Annotated in this window: 20 protein-coding genes, 1 tRNA gene and 1 pseudogene; 8 read left to right on the plus strand and 14 right to left on the minus strand. The window is 35.2% G+C overall.

The genetic code is table 11. The features are described from left to right. Positions 1 to 239 precede the first annotated feature (239 nt). A complete protein-coding gene (purN, locus tag OOK90_RS01235) occupies positions 240 to 800 on the plus strand; it encodes a phosphoribosylglycinamide formyltransferase (RefSeq protein ID WP_010082490.1) in 561 nt (186 codons plus the stop codon). Between the two features lie 9 nt (positions 801 to 809). Here the strand turns inward: purN and OOK90_RS01240 are convergent, their stop codons facing one another. The 4 genes from OOK90_RS01240 to ribF are packed head-to-tail and all read right to left on the minus strand — an operon-like array spanning position 810 to position 4,891. Beyond that, a complete protein-coding gene (locus OOK90_RS01240) occupies positions 810 to 2,129 on the minus strand; it encodes a M16 family metallopeptidase (protein ID WP_010962819.1) in 1,320 nt (439 codons plus the stop codon). Next, on the minus strand, positions 2,116 to 3,456 hold the full coding sequence (locus tag OOK90_RS01245) for a M16 family metallopeptidase (RefSeq protein ID WP_264705992.1): 1,341 nt from the start codon (positions 3,454 to 3,456) through the stop codon (positions 2,116 to 2,118). The genes OOK90_RS01240 and OOK90_RS01245 overlap by 14 nt, the downstream gene beginning before the upstream one ends. Before the next feature lie 29 nt (positions 3,457 to 3,485). Continuing rightward, a complete protein-coding gene (gene lspA / locus OOK90_RS01250) occupies positions 3,486 to 3,962 on the minus strand; it encodes a signal peptidase II (protein WP_006279329.1) in 477 nt (158 codons plus the stop codon). Further along, entirely contained in the window at positions 3,959 to 4,891 is a 933-nt protein-coding gene (ribF, locus tag OOK90_RS01255) for a riboflavin biosynthesis protein RibF (RefSeq protein ID WP_010082493.1), read from the minus strand. Before ribF ends, lspA begins: the two co-directional genes overlap by 4 nt. 80 nt (positions 4,892 to 4,971) lie before the next feature. Between ribF and grxC the strand changes: the two genes are divergently transcribed. The 6 genes from grxC to OOK90_RS01285 all read left to right on the plus strand — a co-directional run bounded on the left by grxC (position 4,972) and on the right by OOK90_RS01285 (position 10,279). After that, positions 4,972 to 5,298, plus strand: a complete 327-nt coding sequence (gene grxC, locus OOK90_RS01260; RefSeq protein ID WP_264705993.1) for a glutaredoxin 3 — start codon at positions 4,972 to 4,974, stop codon at positions 5,296 to 5,298. Positions 5,299 to 5,413: 115 nt separating this feature from the next. Beyond that, the gene (locus OOK90_RS01265) at positions 5,414 to 6,286 is read left to right on the plus strand and encodes a hypothetical protein (protein WP_209472654.1); all 873 of its coding nucleotides are present in this window, start codon (positions 5,414 to 5,416) and stop codon (positions 6,284 to 6,286) included. An 874-nt stretch (positions 6,287 to 7,160) separates the two neighbouring features. Continuing rightward, positions 7,161 to 7,760 (plus strand): peroxiredoxin, encoded by a 600-nt coding sequence (locus OOK90_RS01270; RefSeq protein ID WP_012673206.1) that lies wholly within the window; start codon positions 7,161 to 7,163, stop codon positions 7,758 to 7,760. Beyond that, a complete protein-coding gene (trxB, locus tag OOK90_RS01275; protein ID WP_209472656.1) occupies positions 7,747 to 8,694 on the plus strand; it encodes a thioredoxin-disulfide reductase in 948 nt (315 codons plus the stop codon). Before OOK90_RS01270 ends, trxB begins: the two co-directional genes overlap by 14 nt. An 89-nt stretch (positions 8,695 to 8,783) precedes the next feature. Then, the gene (locus tag OOK90_RS01280; RefSeq protein ID WP_264705995.1) at positions 8,784 to 9,974 is read left to right on the plus strand and encodes an ankyrin repeat domain-containing protein; all 1,191 of its coding nucleotides are present in this window, start codon (positions 8,784 to 8,786) and stop codon (positions 9,972 to 9,974) included. Beyond that, entirely contained in the window at positions 9,962 to 10,279 is a 318-nt protein-coding gene (locus OOK90_RS01285) for a hypothetical protein (protein WP_264705996.1), read from the plus strand. Before OOK90_RS01280 ends, OOK90_RS01285 begins: the two co-directional genes overlap by 13 nt. Here the strand turns inward: OOK90_RS01285 and OOK90_RS01290 are convergent. The 3 genes from OOK90_RS01290 to OOK90_RS01300 are packed head-to-tail and all read right to left on the minus strand — an operon-like array spanning position 10,276 to position 13,689. Further along, complete coding sequence (locus tag OOK90_RS01290) at positions 10,276 to 11,196, minus strand: tyrosine recombinase XerC (protein ID WP_264705997.1); 921 nt, start codon at positions 11,194 to 11,196, stop codon at positions 10,276 to 10,278. The genes OOK90_RS01285 and OOK90_RS01290 overlap by 4 nt on opposite strands. Positions 11,197 to 11,198: 2 nt before the next feature. Further along, positions 11,199 to 12,587 carry a dihydrolipoyl dehydrogenase gene (gene lpdA, locus OOK90_RS01295; RefSeq protein WP_264705998.1) on the minus strand — a complete coding sequence of 463 codons (1,389 nt, stop codon included), beginning with the start codon at positions 12,585 to 12,587 and terminating at the stop codon, positions 11,199 to 11,201. Further along, positions 12,580 to 13,689: an outer membrane protein assembly factor BamB family protein gene (locus OOK90_RS01300; RefSeq protein WP_264705999.1), complete on the minus strand. Its 1,110-nt coding sequence runs from the start codon at positions 13,687 to 13,689 to the stop codon at positions 12,580 to 12,582. The genes lpdA and OOK90_RS01300 overlap by 8 nt, the downstream gene beginning before the upstream one ends. A gap of 359 nt (positions 13,690 to 14,048) precedes the next feature. Here OOK90_RS01300 and OOK90_RS06675 point away from each other — a divergent pair. Continuing rightward, a pseudogene (locus OOK90_RS06675) lies at positions 14,049 to 14,975 on the plus strand (IS5 family transposase). A 106-nt stretch (positions 14,976 to 15,081) separates the two neighbouring features. Here OOK90_RS06675 and OOK90_RS01315 read toward each other — a convergent pair. The 7 genes from OOK90_RS01315 to OOK90_RS01345 all read right to left on the minus strand — a co-directional run bounded on the left by OOK90_RS01315 (position 15,082) and on the right by OOK90_RS01345 (position 23,335). Then, positions 15,082 to 15,168: transfer RNA gene (locus OOK90_RS01315), tRNA-Ser, on the minus strand. Positions 15,169 to 15,199: 31 nt separating this feature from the next. Continuing rightward, complete coding sequence (locus tag OOK90_RS01320) at positions 15,200 to 16,006, minus strand: DUF2163 domain-containing protein (protein WP_010962809.1); 807 nt, start codon at positions 16,004 to 16,006, stop codon at positions 15,200 to 15,202. Between the two features lie 771 nt (positions 16,007 to 16,777). Continuing rightward, the gene (locus OOK90_RS01325) at positions 16,778 to 18,757 is read right to left on the minus strand and encodes a WD0745 family porin (protein WP_010962806.1); all 1,980 of its coding nucleotides are present in this window, start codon (positions 18,755 to 18,757) and stop codon (positions 16,778 to 16,780) included. 207 nt (positions 18,758 to 18,964) lie between these two features. Then, positions 18,965 to 19,786, minus strand: a complete 822-nt coding sequence (locus tag OOK90_RS01330; RefSeq protein ID WP_006279435.1) for a 3'-5' exonuclease — start codon at positions 19,784 to 19,786, stop codon at positions 18,965 to 18,967. After that, positions 19,779 to 20,663 carry a GTPase Era gene (gene era / locus OOK90_RS01335; RefSeq protein WP_010082484.1) on the minus strand — a complete coding sequence of 295 codons (885 nt, stop codon included), beginning with the start codon at positions 20,661 to 20,663 and terminating at the stop codon, positions 19,779 to 19,781. The genes OOK90_RS01330 and era overlap by 8 nt, the downstream gene beginning before the upstream one ends. A gap of 250 nt (positions 20,664 to 20,913) precedes the next feature. Beyond that, positions 20,914 to 21,936, minus strand: coding sequence for a cytochrome d ubiquinol oxidase subunit II (gene cydB, locus OOK90_RS01340; protein WP_010962802.1), 1,023 nt, complete (start codon positions 21,934 to 21,936; stop codon positions 20,914 to 20,916). Next, positions 21,929 to 23,335, minus strand: a complete 1,407-nt coding sequence (locus OOK90_RS01345; RefSeq protein WP_264706162.1) for a cytochrome ubiquinol oxidase subunit I — start codon at positions 23,333 to 23,335, stop codon at positions 21,929 to 21,931. The genes cydB and OOK90_RS01345 overlap by 8 nt, the downstream gene beginning before the upstream one ends. Positions 23,336 to 24,111: the final 776 nt, after the last annotated feature.

Consider the following 24,111-nt stretch of genomic DNA (forward strand, 5'->3'; position numbering starts at 1 on the left):
CGATTACAAAAATATATACTTATAGTAGTATATTATACAAAAATAGCACAATATCTAAGCATTAAAGCTAGTTTTAGCTGGGTACATGGGGCTATTCGTTATTTTGTGTTGTCCAGTGAGGTCCAAAATTAGAGGTCCACTTATATAAAGAGTTTAGTCTGCCTTCTTTGCTATAAAATAAGTTTTCCTTTTGAGCTGTTTTGTTAGTATTAACTAAATTCTAAACTAACTGTGCTATAATGAAAAAGATAAAACTCGGAATACTAATTTCAGGTAGGGGGTCGAATATGCAGGCCTTAATAGAAGCATGTCAAGATCAGAATTTTTCCGCAGAAGTTGCATGTGTTATCACAAATAATAGCGAAGCTGCTGGTCTGAAAATAGCAGAGCAAGCAGGAATCTCAGCGTTTATTGTTAAAGATAAACCGCTTGATGCTGGTAAAATTCACGAAATACTTGTTCAACATAAGGTTGATTTAATTTGCCTTGCAGGGTTTATGAGAATTCTCAAAGCTGATTTTCTGAGTAAATGGCATAACAAGGTGATAAATATTCATCCCTCTTTACTTCCGTCTTTTAAAGGCCTAAACGCTCAAGAGCAAGCTCTAAAAGCAGGTGTAAAAATTACAGGTTGTACTGTACATTATGTCACTCCTGAAGTTGATGCTGGAGCCATAATTGCTCAAGTTGTTGTACCAGTGTTACCAGCTGATGATATTCAAAGCCTCTCAGAACGCATTCTAGCTGAGGAGCATAAGTGTTATGTAGAAGCAGTAAGGTCAATAGCAGAAGATATATGACTGTAATAATTATTGACCTTGAGCGTTTTTTCCAACTTCAACAAAAAATAAATTTTCAGGTTCCAGTAAAGAACTTGCCAGTTCGTTTACTTCCTCTAATTTAACATCATTAATGATATTCGCATAATTATTTATACGGTTAACATCACGATCATTTATCTGCATATTATCTAGCAGCGTTGCTGTATTTGTGTTATTGGACAGGAAAAGGACAAGATTATTTACCAAGCCAATTTTTGCATCCTTGAACAATTGTTCGTCAATTCCTTGCTTTTTTATTCTGCTAAATGTATCTTTTACTGCTGATATAGCTTTGCCAGCAGTAGAACTATCAGTACTTATAAATCCAGATATAATATTTCCATGTTTATTGGAAATAATACTTGCATAAACACCATAAGTAATACCCAAGTTTTGCCTCAGTTCTGTCATTAATATTGAATTCAGCCTCATGCCACCAAGTGCATCAATTAAGACACCAGCGTTATAATAATTAGGATCTTCATAAGCTATACCTTTTTGAGCAAAAAGTATCACACTCTGTGGTATATCCATAAAAATATTCTTACTTTCTGCAGAACCAAAATTATTTTTTACAGGTATTTTTCTAACTTTTGATCTTTTTGACGGCAATTTAGATAAATATTTATCTAATAGCGTAATAATTTCTTCTTTTTTTGTACAACCAGCAACACTGATAACTATGTTATCTTTAGCAAAATTACGCTTTATGTATGTTAAAACATCGTCTCTAGTAATGCTCATTATAGTATCAAGAGTACCGTACACACTTTTTGAGTAAGGATGTTTTTTAAACAATAACGTATCTAATTCTTTTCCAGCAACAAAATAAGGATTTTTTTCAAGATTATTAAAATCAACTTTGGCTTTCTCGAAAACTCTATTCAACCCTTCAGGGTCAACTTTAGGACGCATTATAGTATCGCTCAGTAATGAAATTGCTTCCTCTAGATTGTCAGACAAAGTATTTAATGAAACCCTAAATGCTTCTAAATCAGCAATAAAATTTAAACTAATCCCTTTATCTTCAAGCTTTTTCGCAAAATCTTTGGCATCATTTTTTCCTGCCCCTTCTTGGATTACAAGAGAAGTAAACCAAGCAAGCCCCTGTTTTTCCTTATTCTCATACACATAACCTGCATCCTTGAACGATATATTTAGTGAAACTTTTGGCAAATCATGATTTTCTACAAATAAAAACTTAAATCCTTTACGGGTAGTGACCTCCTCTATATTTAGGTTACCACTTGCTTGTAAATTAAAGCCTAGACAGAAAAAAAATAGAAATATAATTTTACTTATTCTCATTATTATCTCCTTTTGGTAATAAACGACCAATTAACTTATTAGCAGAAAAAATAGCACGGATTTTATTATTTACATCCTCTAGATTGACATCATTAATCTTGCTATATGAAATATCTATTTCATCAAGTGGAATACCAAGTGCAAGGTGTGGCACATAGAACATCGCTATATGAGTTAAGTCAGATAGATTATCAAACTGTGCTGCCTTATACCTATATTTTGAGCTTTGTAATTCCTCGCTCGTCACCCCTTTAGATACGAAGCCATTAATAGTATTATCTAACTCTCTTTCAACAATATCTAAATTAGCGCCACTTTTTGGAATTATCATAATATCAATGTAGCCATCACTAAAAGCTAGGCTATTATAATAAGCAAACACTGATACTGCCACATCTTTATCTAAAACCAAATCTTTATACAGTTTGCTGGATTTGCTGCCACCTAAAATGTCAACCGCTAAATGAGCAGCGGAAGCTTCGTTTATATGCTCAAATAAGGGTACACGATAACGAAAATATAAAACTGGTTCTTTTACTTCAGTGCTTTCTAAGGTCACCGATAGACCTGCGTTATGTACTGGGTCCTGATTAGGGTAATGCCTAATTATAGGCTTAGCTTTAATTTCGCCATACTTTTCTTCTGCTAATTTCACTACTTCATCAAGTTCCACATCACCCACAATCAGTAATATTGCATTGCCGGGGTGATAATAGTTATCATGAAACCTCGTTATGTCATCCTGATTGTAAGTTTTGATATCGCTCTCCCAGCCAATAACAGATCTACCATAGCCAGTACGATAAAATGCACTATCCATTTCTTCCCATAACAAGTTATGAGGTTGGTTATCAAATCTCATTTTTCTTTCTTCCAGTACAATGTTTTTTTCTCTATCTATTTTGTCTTGAGTAACATTAAAGTTTCCCATTCTATCTGCTTCAACTTCCATTGCCAGTGGTAAATCTTTTTTGGGGACCAACTCATAATAACAGGTATATTCTTTAGTGGTAAACGCGTTAAATTGAGCCCCAATGCTACTCATAGTGGCTTCTATATCTGTGAACTTTCCTGTAGTTTCAAACATTAAATGTTCAAAGTAGTGAGCCAATCCTGCTTTGCCGATTGGATCATCCATTCCCCCAACTTTGTATATTACTGCATGTAAAACGGCTGGAATCCGATGATTAGAAACAACATAAACATCTAGTCCGTTATTGAGTTTAGTATATTTTATGTTGTGCTCTATGTTTAAAGCATTCGAAGAAATTGGGTAAGTAAAAAAAAGTACAGGTAGTATAAGAAAACTAAAAAACTTATGAAGCATTATTTCGACCTAATATAAAAACAATTATTTTATTCCTCATTTTGTTTAGAAATAAGCATATCGTATATATACCACTTATATAACAATGTAAACATTCCACAAACTATAGATAAATCTGCTAAATTAAAGGCTGGCCAATACCAATCATCAATATGAAAATATATGAAATCATATACAGCTCCCCAATAGATCCTATCAACTACGTTTCCGATTGCTCCACCAATCATCAGAGAAAAACCAAGGTAAGTTGACTGATCGTCAGACTTGTATATCAAATATGCAAGTATACCAATTATTAGTATTGAAAATGCTGAAAAAAAGAAACCGCCATGTGGTAAAGCGCTACACATTCCAAAACTAATACCTGAATTCCAAACTTCAACTAGTTTTATAAAACTAGCGATCTCAATTGATTCTCCTTCATCAATCAATGAGTTTATGTACAATTTGCTCGTTTGGTCAATCAATACTATAATTAATATAACAACTAAGCATAACTTTTTCATAAATTTGCCTTTAACCTATAAACTTTAAGTATATCATAATTTATCTGTTTTGTTAACTCCTCAATACTATGGAATTTTTTTTCTGACCTTATGAATTTTAAAAGTTGTATATTGACTTTATGACTATATACGTCTTCATCAAAATCGAATATGTGCATTTCTATTATAGGCTTTTTCAGATCCTTAAAAGTAGGTCTCATACCAATATTGACTACTCCATATAACCAATTTGGATTACTATCAGGAAAAGTCACTCTAGCGTAATATGTGCCAAACTTAGGTTTTATCATGCAATCTTCTATAGGAATATTTATGGTTGGAAATCCTATTTCTCTACCTCTACATGCACCTTTTGTCACAACACCAGAAACTTGATAAGGCCTGCCGAGCAATTTATTAGCAATTTCTATTTCGCCCCTTTGTACATACTCCCTTATTGAAGAAGAAGAGCAAATTTTGCCGTCAATTGTTAATGGCTCTAATTTAGTCAAAGAGTATCCATATATTTCAGAATATTTCTCTAGAGTTAATATATTACCCAATCGTTTATGACCAAAAGTGCAATTTTCTCCGACAATTATGTGTTTAGCGCCATATTTATCTATTAAAATCTCACTGATAAAGTCATCGCAGCTAACCTCAGAAAAACCTCTATTAAAATTAATAATATATAAGTAATCTATACCATAGCTGCTGATTAGTTCCTTTTTTTGTTCTTGGTCTATTAACCTAAAATTGTTTCTACCAAATAAAACAGTTGATGGGTGAGGCTCAAAAGTTAAAACTGCAGAGGGTAATCCTCTTTCTTGTGCTACCTTCTTTAGAGTAGAAATTGCAAACTCGTGTCCTAAATGAATGCCATCGAAATTTCCGAAGGTTAGTGCTATATTATTTTCTATTCCTTGCTCACAATTATAAATAATTTTCATACAATTTGATGTTTTTACATGTTTCTTATATATAATAACTATATTTTAGTAAGCTACGGAGATAAATTGTAAAAAATGTTGTGATATATGTAAAGAAGGGCTGTCCATACTGCATAAGGGCAAAGGATTTACTAGATAAAAAAGGTGTGAAGTATGAAGAAATTGATGTGCTCAAAAACTCAGATCTATTTAACGACATAAAATCAAAGTATAACGTTAGAACAGTTCCACAGATTTTTATCAACGATAAGCACATTGGGGGGTGTGACAAATTGATGGATCTTGAAAAAGAAGGAAAGTTGGATGATATGCTAAATAATAATGACAATCACACTGATGTCACAACCTACACAAACAGCAATGATGAATGTGGAGAGTGTGTTATACCACATGATGATTTTATGTAACTTTTTATCTTGTTTTGTCGTGTAATACGTAAATGAAAACTAGTATGCTCACTTTAAACAATTCTTAATGAATTAAAAATACAATTCATTCAGTGAGTTTTTTTAGTGGGAAAAAATGACAAAAAATATTTCAATTATTAGCAGAAACTTAATTAGTATCGAATTAGTTAACAAACAAGATTTAGAGAATTTCATCAAGATTTTCACAGTGCTTGATAAACATATAGCAGCTAAAACACTTTTTACAGAAGAAGTGAAAATAGAGTACAAGCAGCACAACGGCAAAGAAGTTGTTGAATTGCTAAAAGATACAGGCTTTACATATCATGATATTGAAAATGTATTGAATCACCTGAGTAAACACGGAATGGAAGTGCCCAGCAGCATCATAGCACATACCCTTTTTTCTGCATGCAATCACGCACTTGAATCTAAGGATGTAGCATTTTCCTTTTCTGAAGGCTTTCCACAATTTAACATCAGAGTAAATAAGAACACCTTCATAATAACTCCTATGAGTGAAGAGAATTTGGAATTGAATTCACAAAATAGCAGAACGCTTATAGAGTCACTAAAGAGCGAAAAAAGTATTTATGATTGTATAGCAGAAGAAAATACCATTAAAGTTATAGTGCATTCTGAAATGCATCAAGCTATAAATTTGATTATAAAATCACTGATAAAGTCTCGCCTTTTAGCAAAAGAGGAAGAAGGAAAATTCAAAGAGAAATTGAGACAACTTGCTTTTAAGGATCAAGCTTTTGTTGAGTATTCTAGCATCAGAACCATCAATAGGTATCCACATAATCATCCTCTGAGGAAGCATGAAAGTGTTACTAAGGATATAGAAAATATTTTATGTGATTTCATAACAAATGAGAACAGCGAGTTTGCTATAGAGCGACTAAATAGGCTGAGCTCAGCAGTTTCTCCGGATACTCCAAGAATCATCACTAAAACTATAGATAAACTTGTTAAGTTTCACTAAGGTATACGAGAGCCAATAGACTTCTTATATTACCTTCTGTCATCCAAGTAGCTTGGCTACTTGGTTCTTTTTTTGGGTTCCAGCTATGTACATAGCTGTATGAACATTGTAGCCGTTATTCAAGTAGCCCGCAGAAGCGAAAAACTTACTTGACAAACTCCGCCAACTCCCTTATCATGAAACTGAAGCTATTTATTTATCTTCTCTGTACAGATTAAATGACAAAAAAACTCACGTATCTGGCGTCTCATGTTTAATTTTTTGCACTATGTGCACCTTATGTCTTTATAAAACTTCTAGGTTTTTACCTAATATAAGCTAAAATGCGCTTATAAAGCATTTAAAACATAAAAAAACGCCAACTTAAAAAATGGATAGTGAATAACTAGCTACCCTAGGGTTTCTTTTGCCTTTTTTTCTGTTTAGTAAATTTCTTAATGTTTATAATTTAGATTAGTTGCGGCTTAAAAGCAACTGAATCGCGGTTATTAAACGTTTAGAATAAAAAAACGCCATACTTGAAAGTATAATGTAAGTAATTAGCCAACCACGGGGCTTCTTTTGCCTTTTTTTTGTTTGGTAAATTTTTTAACATTTATAGCTAAACGACAACCGTCATCCCACTACTTGTTAGCGGGATCTAGAGATACCGCGAATGAATCGCGGTATGACGGTTCGTGGCGGTATGAAGGTTCGCGGTGGCATGACGTAGAATTTTATACTCACCAACTCAGTATTCCAACCTGGATTGTATCTTATCGGTAAAAAAGAAGAGCTATTTTAGGAAGTTTTTATAGGACTAAAACCAAAGAAAACTTGCATATAAGTTTATCAAGATGTAAAATTAAAGTTATTTTAAAAGAATAGGTTAATTATGAATCTTGTAACAAAATCTGCTATCGATTTTACTGCTTCATCTGTTCTCTCTGACGGAGAAATTGTTGATGATTTCTGTCTGAGTAAGCGCATAAAAAATAAGTATGCTGTCCTTTTTTTCTATCCACTTGATTTTACTTTTGTTTGCCCAACTGAATTGATATCGCTCAATAATAGAATAAATGAGTTTGCAAAGCGTGGTGTTGAAGTGATAGGAATAAGTGTAGATTCAAAATTTTCACATTATAAATGGCGAAACACTCCAGTTAATGATGGTGGTATTGGAGAGATTAGCTACACTTTAGTGTCTGATATCAAAAAGTCTATATCAAGAGACTATGGGGTCTTATATGATGACTCAATTGCGCTGAGAGCAACTTTCGTTATTGATGATAAATTTATTGTACGTCATCAATCGATAAATGATTTGCCTTTAGGGCGTAATATCGATGAATTCGTTAGAATCGTTGATGCAATTAAACATAATGAAGAGCATGGTGAGGTGTGTCCAGCAGGGTGGAAAAAAGGTAAGCCAGCAATGCAGGCAAGCGATGAAGGAGTAGCTGATTATCTAAACTCATATAGTGAAGAATTATAAGTTTAGTACAAAAGTTCTTATTATTGGATCCGGGGCAGCGGGTTATGCTGCTGCTATATATGCAGCACGTGCAAACTTAGAGCCAATTGTAGTAACGGGAATGCAGCCTGGTGGTCAGCTTACAATTACTACAGATGTTGAAAATTATCCTGGTTTTGTTTCAGTACAGGGTCCAGAACTAATGGAGCAAATGAGGTTGCATGCAGAAAAGGTTGGAGCAAAAATAATAGATGATGAGATAAAAAGCGTTGAACAACTTGAGGACTTTAATGAGTATAGATTTAGATCTTCTGGTAATATCAATGACTACTATTCAGATGCAATTATCATTGCATCTGGTGCGCAAGCGAAGTGGCTTGGTTTAGAAAGTGAAAAGAAATTTCAGGGTTATGGGGTTTCAGCTTGTGCGACTTGCGATGGTGCATTTTTTAGGAATAAAGTTGTAGCTGTGATTGGTGGTGGAAACACTGCTGTTGAAGAAGCAATATTTTTAACTCGATTTGCCAAAGAAGTGATATTAATACACAGGCGTGATAAATTAAGAGCGGAAAAAGTAATGCAAGGTAGGCTCTTTAAAAATGATAAAATAAAAGTAATGTGGAACCATACCGTAGAGCAGATTCTTGGAGAAGAAAATCCAAAAAGGGTTGCTGGTATTGCGATTAAATCAGCAGAGATCGATAAAACCCAAGAATTAAAAGTGGATGGAGTGTTCATTGCAATCGGGCATGCACCAAATACGGGTATTTTTAAAGGCTTTGTTGAAATGGATGAGCAGGGTTACATCATTACAAAACCTGGAACAACTTTAACTAGTAGGGCAGGAGTGTTTGCTGCAGGTGATGTTCAAGATAAGGTATATCGTCAAGCAGTAGTTGCAGCAGGAACAGGATGCATGGCTGCGCTTGATGCAGAAAAGTTTTTGGAGTCGTAGTTAATTCTAGGATTTTAGATAAATTGCTTGCAATTTTCCTTTTCTTTTACATAATTATATTAGTAAATCATTAATAAAGAGGGTTTAGTATGCCTTATAGAAACGGTGTAGCATATTATGGAGCTTATGGAGGTGGTGATAACACGGCATCGCAAGCTCGAAATCCGACAACTTCAAGACAGCTAAGTGAATCAACAAAACAGCTATTTAAGGCTATTGATGATGGAAACCTAGAAGATTTTAAAGAAGCTCTGGCAGAGGGTGCGGATGTTAATGCGTTTGATAAAGAAGGCATGACACCTTTGATGTCCATAGTTACTAATTTGTCTGCAGGCTCTGAAACAGAAAAAGAATATCAGAATATGATTAGGTTGCTCCTACTGCACCGGAGCATAGATGTTAATATTTCTGAACAAAATAATAACAATACAGTTTTGCATCTAGCAATGTGCTTTCAACAAAAGAAAACTTTACGACTCTTACTAAGTCATCCAAACATAAACACTTATCTAACCAATAAAAACCATCAAAATCCTGAGGGATGTGCTAGACAAAATCGTGCTGGGCATTTGATAATAGAAATACAAAAAGCACAGAAAGGAAAAGAATTATTAGCTGCTCTTTCTAGCAGAAATATTTGCCAAGCGAAAACACTATTGAATCAAGAGCTTCATCCTAATTGCTGGAGAAGAACCCAAGGTGGAAGAATAAAAACACCACTTAGCTTAATTATTCGATTATGTTTACGAACGATAACAGAAGATGAAAAAGAAGTATTGACAAAACTTTTAAAACATAAAGACCTAGATTTTAGTTACGAGCAGTATGCACAATTAAAGCAAACAATTGAACAAGCTATTCAGAGCCGATTAACTGATACTATTAATAGAAAAGATTTAGATGATGTGAAAAAATTAGTAGAAGATAATTGTTTTATAAATCGTGCAGTTGTTACTGCTGCATTGGGGGGTGTTGATAATCCAGTTAACTCTATTAAAGATTATTTAAATGAAAAATTTCCTGCAAATACGAATAATATACCAGAAGATTTTGAGAAGTTTTTACAAGGGCTTGAAAGAACAAAAGCTCAACTTGTAGAGAAAGAGCAAGAGCTAACGAATAAAACTGGCAAAATTTCACAATTAGAAAAAGATTTAGTACAAGTAAGGCAGGAAAAATCGGCTCAACAAAGTGAATTGATTGAATTTAAAAGAATTGTGTGTGGAAGAGCAAGCGACACTGTCGAAATTTCACGATTAAAAGAGATTTGGAACAAGTAAGGGAAGAAAGAGATAGGCTTTCATCAGAAAATAGACTGCTCCGTAGTAATAAAAACGAAAAATCCTCGCAAGCAATTTCTTCTGGTAGAAAACTAAGCAACTACGCTTCTGCATGTTTTATATTGCTCGGAGTATATACTGTTGTTGCATGTTTAGTAATAGAAGATTATCCAGGGATAATAAGTGCTTTCTTTACAGCAGTTGCACTGGCTTTTTTTTTATTAGGATGTTGTAGTTTATATAAAGCAAACACAATACTTAGTGATGTTGAAAGCACTCAGCTTGGTGGTTTAGAACGAAGTTAAAGTTTTGATTTCTTCTCCAGGCCCTGCTGAAAATTTTTGTACATGTTAAAAACATCTTGATAATTGAGGTGAGTGTAAATTTGAGTAGTTTCCAGGCTTGAGTGACCAAGCAGTTGTTGTATTGATCTTATGTCAATATCTTCCTGAAGCAAATGAGTAGCAAAACTATGGCGAAATGAATGTGGAGATAAAATTTCTGGTAAATTTAACATTCTCCTTATTTTTTGCAAACGATTGGCCACATAAGTTCTTCCCAATTTTTTTCCTCTTACTCCCACAAAAAGATGTTGTGCTTCATCAAGGTAAGGACAGGCTTTTACATATTCTTGTATACATTTTTTTACTACTGGGAGAATGAATACCTGCCTTTGTTTATCTCCCTTACCTGTTACTATTAAACTTTCATTGTTAATATCACTAACCCTAAGGTTCAACGCTTCACTGATTCTTAAGCCTGTACTATATAGCAGGACGATAATCGCAATTTCTCTTTTTACCACCCAAGATTCGCCCAGATCGGATAGTTTCATTTCTTCCAATAAAGTTTTTATATCAGGTATTGATAATGCTTTGGGCAAAGTTCTTCTCTGAATTGGCCTTGATAAGGAAAATACAGCTTCATTGTCTATATTGTGGTTATTTTTTATGTACTTGAAGAAATTTCTGATTACTGAGAGTGCTCGAGTGTTGGATCTTGCGTTTACACCTCTTGCGTAACGAGAGGTAAGCCAACTTCTTAACTCAGGTACGCTCAATTTTTCCAAAGTGCCGACATTTACTTCTCCACCAATGTGAGTATTTAGGAAACTTATAAGATCCTTCAAGTCCCTCATGTATGACTCTAAAGTGTTTGGTGAATAAGATCTGTTGCACCTCAGCCACTCATACCATTTTTCAATGATTGAACCGAGGTCCACAATTATTTTTTAAAGAAAGCATCGATGCACGCATCTCGAAAGGCTTCATTTATATCAGGATGAGAGTGACAAATTCTGTATATATCCTCTGCTGCTGCGCCATATGCCATTGCAACTGCTGCTTCGTTGATTAGCGTATCAGCGTATGCTCCTATGATATGCACACCTAGTATTGTATCTGCTCTGCTACAAGTCAGCACTTTCACGAATCCTTCAGCATCATCAGTGATTTTTGCTCTGCCGTTTGCAGCAAATTGACATTTACCAACTTTGTACTTACGGCCAGCATTTTTGAGTTCCTCTTCGGTTTTACCAATCGAAGAAACCGCAGGGTGAGTGTAAATGACAGATGGTATGATTCCATAATCAACGTGAGGTGACTGTCCTGCTATTATCTCTGCAACTGCCACTCCTTCTTCCTCTGCTTTATGAGCAAGCATTGCTCCACCAATCACATCACCAATAGCAAATATTCCTTTCACATTAGTTTCATATCTGTTGTTAACTTGAACGAAACCGCGATTATCTTTTTCTATTTTTTCATCAATACCAAGATTCTCAGTGCATGGTTTGCGTCCTGCTGCCACCAATACCTTATCCGCCTCTATAGTGTTTGTTTGATTATCTTTTACAGAGCAAACTTTCATACTCAAAGAATTACTACTTTGTTTTATCTCCTCAACTTTAGTGCTAAGTAAAAATTTTATTCCTTGTTTTTGTAGACTAGAAAGTAGAGACTTACTTAATTCTCCATCCATTGCTGCAGCGATTCTGTCAAAAAATTCTACTACAGTGACTTCAGACCCTAGCCTCCTCCATACAGAAGACATTTCAAGCCCTATTGCCCCAGCTCCGATTACGACAAGTTTTTTTGGTACTTCAGTTAAAGATAATGCACCAGTTGATGAAATAATACTTTTCTCATCGATATTAATTCCTGGCAAAGAAATAACATCAGAACCGGTTGCAATTACTATATTTTTTGTCTTCAGCACCTTACCTTCAAATGAAACTTCAAGATTACCTTGGTCAAAAGAAGTAATTTTCCCAAGCCCATTGATTTTAGTGATTTTGTGAAGGTTAAACAGATATTCTATACCTTTTCCAAGTTCCTGAACTCTGGCGTCCTTATAGCCTAGCATTTCTTTTAAATCGAAACTTGCGTCCTTAATTTTTATGCCAAGCTTCGACAGATCATTTTTCGTGTGAGCATACTGATAGGAAGAATGGAGCAATGCTTTGGAGGGTATGCACCCAACCCGCAGGCACGTACCACCAAAAATGCTATTTTTATCTATGCAGGCAACTTTCAATCCAAGTTTTGCAGCAGCGATAGCACACTTATAGCCTCCTGGGCCACCACCTATAACAATTAAATCATAATCAGTCATAAAAAACAAACCTATTTTCTAAAGAATAAACACCTTTTCCCTCAGTTGTTACATATATCTTATTGCGAGTAAACACTGGAGTGTGAAACACATTACCAGGTACTTTGACTACCTTTCCTGCACTTTCAGATCCCGGAAAAGCAAACATTGAACCTTTATTGCTTGTCACCCACAGTGTATGGGCATGCATAATTGGAGCAAACAATTGCGTATTTTCTATTAAATCAGATGCCCAGACTGTTTCTCCATTTTTTATATCCAGGCCAATTATTTTATCGTCTTTAGTAACTATAAAAATTCTTCCGCCTTCTTTTTGTTTCTTTACAGGAATGAGAGGACTGTAATATGATTCAATGTCTGATACACTTTTTACTTGCAGTGACTTTGACCATAAAATATTTCCTGATTTCACGTCAATGCTATAAATATAAGAATTATTTGTAGCTATTAAAGTATCGCCAAGCACTCTTGGTGTAGTAGTTACATCTGTGAGCTGTGTATCCAAAAGGTTTGTAGCCAATTTTTGGCTCCACAATTTTTTACCGTCTTCATTAAAAGCTATTAACTCACCATTTGAAAATGGCGCTATTATTTTATCGTTAGAAATTGCTGGCGATATGGAATACCAACCTCGAACCTCATTGATACCGTTTTGATAAGTCCAAACGGAGCTGCCATCTTTTATATCAAACACGTACAGATAATTATCAATAGTCAATACTACCAATTTATTATTTATTACTGCTGCTTTCCCTCTTACTGGAGCTCTCAATTCTTTTTCCCACTGAATCTCGCCGGTTTTTGCATCTATTGTGTGTAGAACGTTATCCACTATAAAGAAAACGTTTCCTCTGTGACGCAATAGGCTCATGTTACTAATTTTTTTCCTATGTGAGAGGTGTAATTTCCAATTCATAGCCTTTGAGTTATCAATATCAAAGGAATATAAAGCGCCGTGCTTGTCTGATAAAATAACGCTATCTTCTGTAAGCACTGGAGCTACATATCCTTGAGATAGTTTTTTATCCACTAGAATTATTCGCTCGCTTGCCATTGTGTAACTGCTACACAATAACATTATCATGACAATTATTACTTTCATTATTTATTGAAAACAAGATTCATTAATATACATCTTAAGAACCTTAATTACAACGGAAATGTTCTTGCTGCATGTTAAAAACGTTGATTTATGAACGAAATATTATATTATTATGTGAGATAATGTATACTCTTAGAGGTAGTACACCTCATCCACTATGCGGCAACGTGCATAGCTGTACGAACATTGAGATATAAAAGTAATTTATACCAAGAAGAAAGATGTCATCCAAATAGCCTCTTTTCCTGTCATCCAAGTGCTTGACACTGGGATGGCTCTGTTGCATCGCAACTGAAAAAATCTGGTGGCTACTGACAAAATTCATTATAAAATAGCCATTTAACCGCTTAAGGAAAAATATGCCACAAAAAATGAGAGTTAGTAACTGCCATGAATATAACAAATTTCTAGAAAAAAGAGGAAATATTTTTCGTTACATCGATAAAGCTATCGAAAATTGGTATGAAAATAGTCCAAAAATGCAGGGCGGCAACTATATTTATAGTGATAAAGTTGTGATTTTAGTGCATATAATCGTTAATCTTTTTAGAATTGGCTTAAGACAAACAGTCGGGTTTATAAAAGGATATTTGCAACAAATAGGAAGAGATTTGGCAGTTATCAGCTATTCGCAAGCTTCAAAAAAAACTTAATATTAAGATCAATGATTGCAGAATTGATAAAAATAATATGGAAGATATCGAAATTGCCATAGATAGCACAAGCATCAGCATTTATAACAACACACAGCAAGGAAAATAGCGCTGACAGAAAATATCGTGGTTATGAACAGACAAGAAAATTGCATGTAATGTTGAATATAAACAGCAAAAAAGCCATAGCTGCAAAATACAGTAACGGTCTGATCACTATGGAGCTTGCGATTTACTTAAAGGAGTTAATTTTCAGCATGCCATAAAAGCACTATATGCAGACAGAGCATATGACAGACATAAACTCTATAAATTGTGTGATGAATGCGGCATAAAGACAAAAATTCCTCCAAAAAAACAATGCAGCAGAGCATCCAAAGTATGGCAGAGAGAAATGCTGCAATTAGACTAATAAAGTCATACAGCGAAGATGGAATGAAGAGGTGGAAAAGGCAAACAAACTACGGAAAAAGATCTTATGTAGAAAGTTTTTTCTCGCGACTGAAACAAACATTCGGGTTTAATTTTCGGAACAAATCTGAAATTAATCGTGGGAAGGAACTGCTACTCAAGTGTTATTTGCTTAATCAATTTACTGACATTGGTATGGCTAAATTTGAAATGGCTACATGAATTTATCGTAAATTACCACCGCATAGTTGTAACATTGTACCATATTACAATGTTCGTACAGTTGTGTGCGCGACCGGGGGTTTTATACTATTCTAGAAGTAACATACGGAAAAGGGGGGATTCGAACCCCCGACATATTTTCATATGTGCACGCTTTCCAAGCGTGTGCTTTAGACCACTCAGCCACCTTTCCATGCTTATTCATAATATTGAAAATTGTACTGCTAAACAATATAAAAACCTGGTATATAGGGTTCACCACGAAAATTCACAGTATTGTTAAACTTGCTTCTGCAAGTTGGAAATGTTTTATCGCAACCTGCGAGTATTGAATATTTATCTCCAGCAAAAATTTGGTATGGAGGCGAAGTAAACAACGTAACTACTTTATTTTTATATTCTTTTACTACACCTTCAAACGCTATTGAGCCAAAGAATTTTACTACTCCGTGCTTATAATATTCATCACTCTCAGTTAAATTCGTGTCTTCAAATCTTCTTTCGTCTATTACTTTAGTGATTGTACTTATTTTACTAAATTTTTTAGTATCGGCTTTACATTTATCATCGCAAAATTGTGCTCTGCATGCAGGAGAGTATAATTCTGCTATGCTTCTCTCAAGCTTTGCTGAAAGCCCTCTAATTTCAACAATAAATCTTCCACTACTTAATGTCACTTTACCAAAAATTCCTGAATGTAGATTCATTGTTCCCTGGGTCAAGTCTTTATAATTCACAAGAAATATTTCAATATTTGCAAAGTCGTACTTTCCTGATAAAACATCTTCTTCTTTAATATCAGCACTATTTAATATCCCTTCAATTTCTAGATTATCAGTTTTCAAATCGCTGTTTAATATTATACTACTGGCTGTAAATCCACTTGAAGATTTATAGAGTATATTATCAATATTTAAATCTTCATCATAGTCAGTGAATCCCATTACTTCTCCACCTGCGAGCTTTAATTTCCAGCACGTAGCGGTGGTAAGTAATTCTCCAGCTAAATGATTTTTTAGTGTGGTTTGCATAGGGGCCTCCTGCTTAATTGATTAAATTTGAAAGTAGCTATACGGCCAGTAGAATAAGGGCAGTGTGTTCTTTTCTCATCATCTAAGTAGCCATAAAGCGTCATTCCGGTGACCATAGGGTGTCATTCCAGTGCTTGACACTGGAATGGCTTTGTTGCATCGCTAGCTATGATGGATTAAAGATAAAAAAGATGGAGAATATCAGTAGCTTATTATTCTGGTATTTATAACAAGAACGGTCAGTGAATACCTAAATTTGAGTAAAAGAAATTTCACTACCACTCACTAATCCGGCTAAAATTCAAGAATTTCAATGCTTTAGCTATTTTCAATAGAATTAAATTTATTAATGTAAATAATAAATTACTATTCTTAAATTTGATCAGATTGATTGCAAAAAAACAAGATTTTCAATAGGTTACTTATAATCCTAACTATAGTTAGCCTTTCATAAGTAGCGATGCAACAAAGCCCACTGGAATCCAGGAAATTTTGCTTGTAAGTAAGCAAACTGATTTGGTGAGCATAAAAAGTGGCTGATCTTATGCTGAATAAACGCTTTTGATGAAGTTGCATGGAAAGCTGGATCCCAGTGTCTGGGCACTGGGATGACATCCTTCTTGGTGGAGTGTCCTCAAATCACAATGTTCGTACAGTTGTGTGTCACGCACTGGGATGACAGGAGAGAGGACACCATATGTTTATTTGATCGACAAATAAACACTAACAGACAAGAATACACCACAGTTAACTGTGGTGTGTACTGGCTGGTTAGAAAGAAAACTTCACACCAGTAAGAAGGAGAATTCCTTGGTTAGAAGGTACATCAGCATCAGACTCATCTTTCAGCTTACCTGTTTCGTTAGTCATAAAATAATGGAGAGCTGCGTAAGGAACAAATTTGCTCTTACTGCATGCAGGAGACAGATCATATTGAACGCCAAGTGCACCATCATGAAGCATATCTTTGTCATTCATTCTGCTGCCAAAATACGTCAAACTTGTGTAGATATTCTCATGTTGATACCCAGCTCCTACAGTCCAATACATGGTATCTATACTATCTTTACCAAATTGAGCTTTCAGCCCTTCCACTCTTTTGCCATCAGTAGCATCTTTACTATCAATTTCCGTATAGGTATCACCAATTAATTTTTTAATACCCTTCGGTTGACCAGATTTGCCCAAGTATGCAAAAGAGGCAGCAAACTTTACGCCTTGATCTTCATTAATCTTATAATCAGCGCTTACACCAAAATTAACACCCATCAGGTCATTATACTCCACAAATTCCTTATAAAGATGCTTATCTTTACTTGGTTGCTTTGGAAAGCCATATTCACCAACTGCAGAAGTTTTAACTTTTATGTTATGTTTATCAAAGTCATATTCATATGATGCACCAGCACTTACTATGTGCTCATAGTCTGGGCCGACATGCTTTATCGTTTCCTTATGTTCTATCTTACCGCCTTTATCTTCTGAAACTGTTTCTTTTACAGTAAACAAACCACTATCATAACGAGGTGAGTAGCTGATACCAAATCTTGCGCCCATATAATTTGGTGAGTAGTAAGCAACTCTAAATGGCAGTGTAGTCATAACGCCTTTGTTATATTTCCCTGCCATGCGGAAAGAGAATTTTTCACTTTCACTCGAAAAACTTTCAGTGTAAAGACGTGGTGTTACATAAAATGGAAAGCTAGCAGCGCTTCCTTCTAAGTTCACTTTTCTGAACCAGTCACTATCTGCAGCTCCGTCAACAGTCGCAATTCTTGTTGCATCAAGCCTCATCAGAGCCTCAGGACCAAATTGGTAACCAAGCTTCACGTCACCATATTTTGAGTTAACAAACACATGCGCACTTCTGCCTTTTGCAGCATAAACACCCTGTGAAGCTCCCTTACCTTCGGTCACTGGAACATGAAACTGCACGTCAGCACCATAAAGAAGACCTAAATCTTCATTCTTATTTTCTGCTCTGAGGTGCAATATCGCGTCAGCAATCATACCCATATCGTTGCTGTAATCACCAATATTTCCTATTCCTTCATAGAATATTGGATTTGCTCCTCTTGTTATATCTGGAGTGGCATTATAATACTCTGTAGATCTGTTTGGCATAACGTTATAACGTTTATAATCTGCGCCACTTGGTCCAGCTTTGCCATAACCTTGAGCATCAACAACACCACCAAAAGTTATTCTTAAATTACTTTGCCCTTGATTGGTATCGATAATATCAACTCCACCAACTGAAACAACAGGACTTGCCTTACCTTTTTCCTCTGTATTTTTGTTAACAACTTTTATATCCTTCTTTACATCTTTAGCTTCAACTTTAGCATTCTTAGTTTTAGAACGCTTAGTTTTTGAAACTTTACCTTTTTCTATATTAGAATTCTTAGCGTTTAGAGCTTTCGCTTTTGAATCCTCTATAAGCTTTGCTTTTTTCTCATTTGCTAGCCTGATCTCCTCTTTTTTCTTCTGCTCGGCTGCTAATCTTAGCTCCTCTTTTTTCTTAAGCTCTTCAGCTTTTTTTCTTGGATCAGCATTACATATTCTGTCCATCTTTTCTTTCAGTTTTTTATTTGATGTTTTCATAACTTCCACTTTTCCAGAAGTTTTTGTGCTCTCTTGCTTTTTTATTTCCTTCATACTCTCATCAGGAAAGTCAGCTGCAAAACTGCTGAAAGAACATAAAGTTAATAAAGAAACTAGAGCAGTTCTAGTATACATAGACTTTTTCATGAAGTGCCCCCAGAAAATTTCGAAATCATATCTTAAATGTAAATAGTATAAAAATGTTGAAAATTCAACTTAAAGCAACCTTATAACGAAAATAAAAGTAAAATGCAATACCTTAAAAGCAACTTTCTTAATATGCTCAACGTGTATATTAACCAAAATTTAGTACAGAGGTTCGCTTGTTAGTGCATTATAACTCGACTATTTATTCTATGGAAGTAAAATTTTTCCACCACAAGTTATTTGCCATTCTTCTTTAAATTTCTTTAGGTATTCTTTTTTTTCGCACTCTAAAAGTAGCTCTTCCACACTTTTGTTGTAGCTTTCAGTAGTAATCCTTCCCTGATGATGCATGAACCTTAAGTAAATCAAATAAGTGTTAATTACATCTGTTTCACAATAATCTCGAATCTCTTGTATCTTGCCGCTATCGTATAAGTCCATAACTTGTGACCCATCAACTCCAATCTTACCAGGAAGATTAAATGCTGCACAAACTTCGTTCATTTTTACTCTCGCAGAAGCTCCAAAATCAGAGAGGGATTCAAGCAAATCACAATGCCAATCACTGCTATATCTCTGATTGTAACTATTCCACTTATCGCCAGCTTTATGAAAATATTCTGCTTGAATGCCATGGACCATAGCACGATACTTCAGCACTGGTATATCAAAAGTGCGTCCGTTGAACGAAACTAATCTTGGCTTTTTCTCTGATATGTAGTTAAAAAATCCTTTCACTAGCTCCTTTTCACTGGAATTTAGTGTGCCTCCAGATCTTATTTCTTGCAGTGTGAACACCTCATAACCACTCTGGTAGCTTATATTGCAAAGTAAAAAACTAATAACTACAACAAGGTGAAAAGGCTGACGCAGAAAAGAGTTTTGCCCGTTTGTTATTTCAAGATGATATTTTGTTAATGCATCCCTCTTCTCTTCTACACTACTATCATCACTAATATTGAGTAAATTTTTGCAGGAATTTACATCTGGTATAGTTTCAATATCAAATACCAATAAAGAATTAAGCATTGCCTATATACTCCTCCGGACGGTCGATCCAAGGTCGCACTTTCACAAATAAAAAGAGGTGTACCTTGCACTCAAATAATTTTTCTAGTTCAGCACGCGCTTCGATATTAATTTTTTTAATATTACTGCCATCTTTTCCTAGTACTATTTTTTTATGACTATCTTTCAACACAAATATGATCTGTTTGATGACTAAACTCTTATCTTTTTTTTCCTCAAATTGTTCAGTTATAACAGCTGTAGAGTATGGCAATTCTTCACGCAAGTTCAAGAATAATTTTTCTCTCGTAATTTCTGCTGATAAAAAATTTGTCGAGGAATCGGTTATTTGATCTTCTTCATAAAACCAGGGGCTCACCGATGCAACTTCAGACAAGTAATTCATCAAATCAGAAAGTCCATCATTCTTTAATGCTGATATCATAAAAACCTTTTCAAATTTATAAAGCAAATTCAGATGCTCATGCGCCATCTTTAATTCAGGCCTTTTTACCAAATCAGTTTTATTGATAACCAAAATGCATCTGCCTTTTGTGCGCTGCAGCCGCATAAATATAGTCTTAATTCTTTCTATATTTTTCAAATAATTGCTTACATCAACAAGCAACAAAGTGATGTCACTATCCTTAACTGCCGACCATGCAGATTTGACTAAAGCTTTTTCAAGTTTTGTTTCTGCTGAGAAAATTCCTGGGGAGTCAGTAAAGACAATTTGTGTGTTGTTGCATGTTGCAACACCCCTTATTTGCGTCCTTGTTGTTTGCACTTTAGGGGTGACAATTGCAATTTTCTTGCCTATGATGCTGTTAATTAATGTAGACTTCCCAGCATTTGGTAAGCCAGCTATGGTTACAAATAAGCATTTTTGTTCTTTCACAAAGAAAATTATAAAGAAAACTGAATGCCCGCGTCAAGCTACTTATATGACAAGAAGGATGACAGAACCCTTTTTGGTTAGCATGCAAAAAGGAAAAAAACTTATTCTACAAATTAAAAATACAATATACTCAAAAACTTTTCAGAAAATCCATAGGAGGGTTTGCTAATGAAGGTTCTTGAGTTGACGCCATTGCCTGAACGACTGCTTGATTTAAGGGTAACGTTTTAACCATAAGGTCACTAACTCCTTAATATGTGTGTTCATAATTTGATTTTCCACGAAAGACATAATAGCAATAACCAGTGTAAGTTAAAATGATTGGTAAAAGCGGTATTATAACAATGAGCATTAAAGATAAACTTGGCCCAGAAGCGGCTGCATCCAGAATGGTATATTGAAAAGGTATAATCCATGGGTAGATACTAATTCCTAAACCTAAATATCCCATAAAAAAAATAGCAATACTGAGAAAGAATGGACGGTACTCCCGTTTAGTATTCTGAAGATCAAACCACAGCATGAAAAATAGCCAAGATGTGAGTAATGGAATAGAAAATAAATAATAAAAATTTGGCATGCTAAACCAAAAGTTTTTAATACGTTCATTTAAAAATGGTGTCACTACACTCACTAGTCCCATGAAAATACCTACAAAACCAAGCGTATAAGAAGCAACCTTGCGTGCCCATTCTTGTGTTATATTTTCTGTCTTCATTATGAGCCATGTAGAACCTAAAAGTGCATATCCAAATATCACAGCAATGCCTGTCATTACACTAAAAGCACTTGCCCAATCAAATTGGCCACCAGAAAAGTTGCGTCCGTTTACTTCTACACCATGTATAAATGCACCTAAAATCATGCCTTGGCAAAATGCAGCACCAAGTGACCCAAAATGAAAGGCATAATCCCATAATCGCCTGTATTTTCCTTCTGCCTTAAAACGAAACTCAAAGGATACTCCGCGCACTATAAGGCCAAGCAGCATAATAATGATTGGAATATAAAAAGCAGGCATTAATATTGAATATGCAAGAGGAAAAGCAGCAAACAACCCTCCACCACCCAATACCAACCATGTTTCGTTTCCATCCCAAAATGGTGCAATTGAGCTTATCATGTGATCACGGCATTTATCTGACGGTGCAAAAGGAAGTAAAATACCAATACCTAAATCAAACCCATCCATTAAAATATACAGTAAAACAGCTATGGCAATTAGTAATCCCCAGATTAGGGGTAAATTAATTAAGGAAGAAAAATCAAACATGATTGTTGTCCTTTCCAGATGTACCAGCATCAATCACTGAAGCTCCAATACCGTGTTTATAAAATTGCTCTTCTTCTTTAATGACAGGAATTCCTTTGTATATAAGTTTCAGAATATAGTAACTACCTGCTCCAAATATAAGGGTATACATAACGATAAATGCAATCAAAGACCATGCAACCTGAGGACCGGTAATCGCAGATGAAAATGATTCAATTGTGCGCATAATTCCATATACAGTGTAAGGTTGACGGCCAATTTCAGTAGTAAACCAACCTGCAAGTAACGCTATGAACCCAGACGGCATCATTGATATCCACCATCCATGTAAGAAACAACTTTGGAATAATTTGCCACGAAGATACTGTATAACACTTACTGACCCAATTATGATCATTAAAATTCCAACTCCAACCATTATACGGAAGGACCAGAATACCCATACTACAGGTGGTCTATCTTCTTTTTTCCATTCCTTTAATCCTTTTACTTCTCCTAAAAAATCATGTGTTAAGATCAAGCTGGCAAGATTAGGAATTTTTATCTCGTAGTGATTAATTTCATTTTGCTGATCCGGATAAGCAAATAAAAGTAAGCCAGCCCCTTTTTCGGTTTCCCATATACCTTCCATTGCAGCAATCTTAGCAGGTTGATGCTTTAGTGTATTTAATCCATGCCTATCTCCCATGAACAGCTGAAATGGTGCAGCTAAAGCTACCATAATGGTTGCCATACCAAGCATAATTCTTGCTTGAGGAGCATGTCGTTTTCTCCAAAGATAAAATGCTCCTACACCACCAACCACAAAAGCTGTTGTAAGATAGGCTGCTGTTACCATATGAATAAAGCGATAAGGGAAAGAAGGATTAAAAATAATCTCTAACCAATTGGTTGGATATAGGAGACCATTCTCACCAATCGTGAATCCAGCGGGTGTTTGCATCCAACTGTTGGCCGCAATAATCCAAAAAGCTGAAATAAGCGTTCCCACTGCAACAATACAAGTAGAAGCAAAGTGCATACGAGAACTTACTCTATTCCATCCAAATAGCATAATACTCAAAAAAGATGCCTCCAGAAAAAAGGCTGTTAAAACCTCAAAGGAAAATAGAGGGCCGAGAACATTGGCTATGCGGTCAGAAAAAATCGACCAATTGGTACCAAGTTGATATGACATTACAACTCCAGATACCACTCCCATGCCAAAAGCAACGGCAAAAATCTTGATCCAGAATTTATAAACATCACGGAAACGTGTATCACCAGTCTTAAGCCAACACCATTCCAAAAAGGCTAGAAAACTTGCAAGCCCGATCGTGAAAGCAGGAAATATAATGTGAAAGCCTATTGTGAAGGCAAACTGAATTCGAGCTAATGATAAAGGATCAAATTTAAACATTTTACCTAATACCCATGTATTACAAATAATAGCCAAATCTGCCTATAATTCAATCCATTTTTTCACAAAATTGACCTTACCCAGAAAAAGTAGAGAGAAAGTTAAGAAGTTTTTGTCATGAGAATAAATTGTGCAGGAATACAACTGTTCTCCCTTGTCATACCGTCACGGTATCTCTAGATCCCGCTAACACGTAGCGGAATGACGATTGTCAGGCCAGCGCCCCTATGATGTCATCCCAGTGCTCCTTTTTTTGTCATCCCAGTGTCAGCTACTCGGATGACATCATCCTTTTTTTGGGATTCCAGCGTCACGCGCTGGAATGACACCTTCCGTATAAACATTAAGAAATTTACCAAGCGGAGAAAAAGGCAAAAGAAGCCCCGTGGTTGGCTAATTACTTACATTATACTTTCAAGTATGGCGTTTTTTTATTCTAAACGTTTAATAACCGCGATTCAGCTACTTTTAAACCGCAACTAATCTAAATTATAAACGTTAAGAAATTTACTAAACAGAAAAAAAGGCAAAAGAAACCCTAGGGTAGCTAGTTATTCACTATCCATTTTTTAAGTTGGCGTTTTTTTATGTTTTAAACGCTTTATAAGCGCGTTTCAGCTTATGTAGGTAGAAATTTTATAAGACATAAGGTGCACATAGTGCAAAAAATTAAACATGAGACGCCAGATACGTGAGTTTTTTTGTCATTTAATCTGTACAGAGAAGATAAATAAATAGCTTCAGTTTCATGATAAGGGGGTTGGCGAAGGGTGTCA

The sequence above is a fragment of the Wolbachia endosymbiont (group A) of Ancistrocerus nigricornis genome, from assembly GCF_947250785.1.
Lineage (GTDB): Bacteria > Pseudomonadota > Alphaproteobacteria > Rickettsiales > Anaplasmataceae > Wolbachia > Wolbachia pipientis.